Consider the following 3,189-nt stretch of genomic DNA (forward strand, 5'->3'; position numbering starts at 1 on the left):
TAGGCGCTCAGCGCCGCGGTGAGCCCGCTGTAGCTGTAGAACCCGTTCCGGCTCGGGAACATCTGGTTGAACTGCGACTCGCTCACCACGAAGCCGGACGGGTTGGTCCCGCCGCCGCTCGCGGGCGCGTTCCACTTCTGGTTCGCCGCGCCGGAGCAGGTCCAGATCTGCAACCGGGTGCCGTTGGCGCTGTTGTTGTCCCGTACGTCCAGGCACTTGTCGGCGGCCGGGTTGACGATGTCGTGCGCCGCGGTCACCTGCCACTGCTGGTTGGCGCCGCCCGAACAGTCCCAAAGCTGCACCGCCGCGCCGTCCGCGGTGCCGCGGTCGACCACGTCCAGACACTTGCCGAGCGCACGCAGGGTTCCGTCCCCGGGATTGGACCAGATCTGGGCGCCGGTCCCGTTGCAGTCGTAGAGCTGTACGGCGGTGCCGTTGGCGCTGTTGGCTCCCGCCACGTCCACGCACTTTCCGGTGAGTCCGGTGATCGTGCCGTCGGCGGCCTGCGCGGGAGCGGCGGAGAACAGCGCGGCGAGGAGGGCGGCGAGAACGAAGCAGATCGTGAACCGGCCGGCGGGAGCGAGTCCGGTGCGGGTCCGTCTGTGGCTGAGAGCCGGCATGGGTGCGGCCTTTCGTGTGGGGGTGGCGTGAACCTAGAGGCGTGAACCACTTTCGTCAAGGTCTGAAGTAAGTTATGAGGAAAGCGAGTTGGTGAATACGCGGCCGTTGGTGACTTGTACGCGGGTCCCGAAAAGCGGCTGCGGCTGACGGCCGGGCGACGTCGCCGCGGTGTCGGCGCTGTTGTCGACGAGTTCGCCACCGACCGTCAGGGCGCCGGCCGTCAGGGCGCCGGGCGGCTGGGGGCCGTATTGGGTCGCCCGGCACGGATCGGACGCGGCGAGGCCGGCGTCGAATTGGGCGGGGGCGGGGTGGACAAGCCGGCGGCCAGGGCCGGCAGGGCGACGGGGCAGCCGCTTCGCAACGCGACTGGGCGGGCGGCAGAGGGTCCGGCCACGGGGAGGATCACAGCCTTTCCTGGTCGACTGGACGACGAGCTGGAACCTTGAGGGTCTGCACCAAACGCGTCAAGGGGCGAAGGCGGCAGCACACTTGACGACATCTCACTTGACGGCATCTCACTTCACGGGAGTCGCACCACGAGGGCGCGCAACGCCGCTCTGTGGCAGGGAAGTTCGACGCCTTCGGCCTCACGCTCGTCATGCGGCTGAACGCCAGGGACGGCTACGACGCCGAGGTGGGCGAGAACCGGCAGACCCTGACGGAGGACCGCGCCACGGCCTGCCAGCGATTCACCGACGCCGTTCCGGCACATGGCAAGGTGCTCGCCCCGTCCGAGGCTCCGTTCCGCATCAGCGCGCCCGGCGCCCGGCGTCGGGTGGTCGAGCGGCGCGACGGGTCCCGTACCCAGCCGGTCAGCCCGTCGGATGGGAACCCGGGGTGTGACCGAAGGTCCGCCGGAAGACGTCGATGAACGCGCTGGCGGACGACCAGCCGCACCGGTGGGCCACCGTGGTCACGGGCGTCTTCTCGGCCAGCAGGACCAGCGCGTGGTGCAGTCGCAGCTGGGTGCGCCACTGCGGGAACGTCATGCCGAGGTCGCCGCGGAACAGGCGGGACAGGGTACGGTCGCTCGCCCCGACCTCCCGGCCCAGTTCGGCGAGGGTGCGGCCGTCGGCCGGGTCGGCGCGCAGGATGTCGCACAGCTCCTTCAGCACGGGCGCGGTCGGCGTCGGCAGGTGCAACGGCTGCTGCGGCGAGGCACGCAGCTGGTCGAGCAGCACCCCGCGCAGACGGGCCCGTTCGGGGGTGTCGTCGCCTGGGGTACGGGTGTAGGCGACGATCAGCTCGCGCAGCAGCGGGCTGACGGCGAGCACGGTCGGGGTGTCCAGGTCGAGCGGGTCCTCGGTCGGTGGCAGTCCCACCAGGTGGAGTTCGAGTTCGCCATGGGCCTGGTGCGCGTGCACGGTGCCGGCCGGCACCCAGATGGCGCGGGTGCCCGGGGCGACCCAGGATCCCGCACCGGTGGTGACGGCCAGCACGCCGCGGCCGGCGTAGACGATCTGGTGGTCGTCGTGCCGGTGGGCGTCTATCACGGCGCCCGGCGCCAGCCTCTGGGTGCGGGTCGGAGCGATCGGCTCGTGGCGGATCTGCGACATCGCTTGGCAGTTTATCGGAAGCCCGACATGACGCCGACTGCGGATCATGGCGGGCTGCGAAGGAATACATCGATCACGCTGCTGTCCCTCGGGCACGCCTGCGTCGACGTCTACCAGGGTCCGGTGGCGTCTCTCGTCCCGTTCTTCGTCGCCGAGCGCGCCTACGGTTACGCGGCCGTGTCGGGCATCGTCCTGGCCGCCTCCCTGCTGTCGTCGGTGGCGCAACCGGTGTTCGGTGCCCTCACCGACCGCTGGGCGATGCCCTGGCTGCTCCGGGTCAGCACCCTGCTGGGCGGTCTGGGCATCGCCCTGAGCGGACTCGGCGGTTCCTACGGGCTCACCCTGCTGTTCGTGGCGGTGTCCGGGGTCGGCGTGGCCGCCTACCATCCCGAGTCCGCCCGCATCGCGCGGCTCGTCGGCCGTGGCAGCCACACCGCCATGAGCTGGTTCTCACTCGGCGGCAACCTGGGTTTCGCACTGGCCCCGCTGCTGGTGGCCGCCGTCGTGGGCACCGGCGGACTGCGCCAGACTCCGCTGCTGGTGCTGCTGGTGCTGCTGGTGCTGCTGGTGCTGCCGGCGCTCGTCGGCAGCGTGCTGTGCCTGCCCGTGCTGCGTGCCCTGGGCCGGCGGCAGGCCGCCGGCACCGGTACGGCGGTGGCGGCCGGGGACGACGACAGGGCGTCGTTCATCAGACTGTCGCTGGCCGTGGTGTGCCGCTCGATCGTCTTCATCGGACTGAGCACGTTCATCCGATCTCCTTCGTGGATACCCCCGGGTTCTGCCGGGGGAGGAAATGAAGCTCCTGCGGAGCAGGGCAGAGGAAGCCGAATCGCCGCCAGGCGATTCGGCGTTGAGTGCAACACCGCCGCAGAGGGGCACAAGCTGGCCTGATAGTTTGTGGGCTGTGACCGCTCACATGAAGCGGGCGTTCAAGTACCGCTTCTATCCGACTGGTGCGCAGGCAGCTGAGCTGTCGCGCACGTTGGGATGTGTGCGGAAGGTCTACAACTTG

3 protein-coding genes and 1 pseudogene are annotated in these 3,189 nt (G+C 70.2%); 2 read left to right on the forward strand and 2 right to left on the reverse strand.

Going from position 1 to position 3,189, the window contains the following annotated elements; all coding sequences use genetic code 11:
- On the reverse strand, positions 1-620 hold a 620-nt coding region (locus tag ACIRU3_RS47450), incomplete at its 3' end, for a ricin-type beta-trefoil lectin domain protein (RefSeq protein ID WP_404070640.1).
- 813 nt (positions 621-1,433) lie between these two features.
- Positions 1,434-2,177: an AraC family transcriptional regulator gene (locus tag ACIRU3_RS47455; RefSeq protein ID WP_404070643.1), complete on the reverse strand. Its 744-nt coding sequence runs from the start codon at positions 2,175-2,177 to the stop codon at positions 1,434-1,436.
- Positions 2,178-2,231: 54 nt separating this feature from the next.
- Between ACIRU3_RS47455 and ACIRU3_RS47460 the strand changes: the two are divergent.
- A pseudogene (locus ACIRU3_RS47460) lies at positions 2,232-2,927 on the forward strand (MFS transporter); the annotation flags it as partial.
- Between the two features lie 166 nt (positions 2,928-3,093).
- Positions 3,094-3,189: helix-turn-helix domain-containing protein (locus ACIRU3_RS47465; RefSeq protein WP_404070646.1), on the forward strand; the 96-nt coding region annotated here is incomplete at its 3' end.

Origin of the sequence: Streptomyces sp. NPDC101151, assembly GCF_044768335.1 — a bacterium.
GTDB lineage: Bacteria > Actinomycetota > Actinomycetes > Streptomycetales > Streptomycetaceae > Streptomyces.

Coding starts and splice junctions, on each gene's coding strand:
- ACIRU3_RS47455 (WP_404070643.1), bottom strand. CDS start 2,177: ATGTCGCAGATCCGCCACGAGCCGATCGCTCCGACCCGCACCCAGAGG.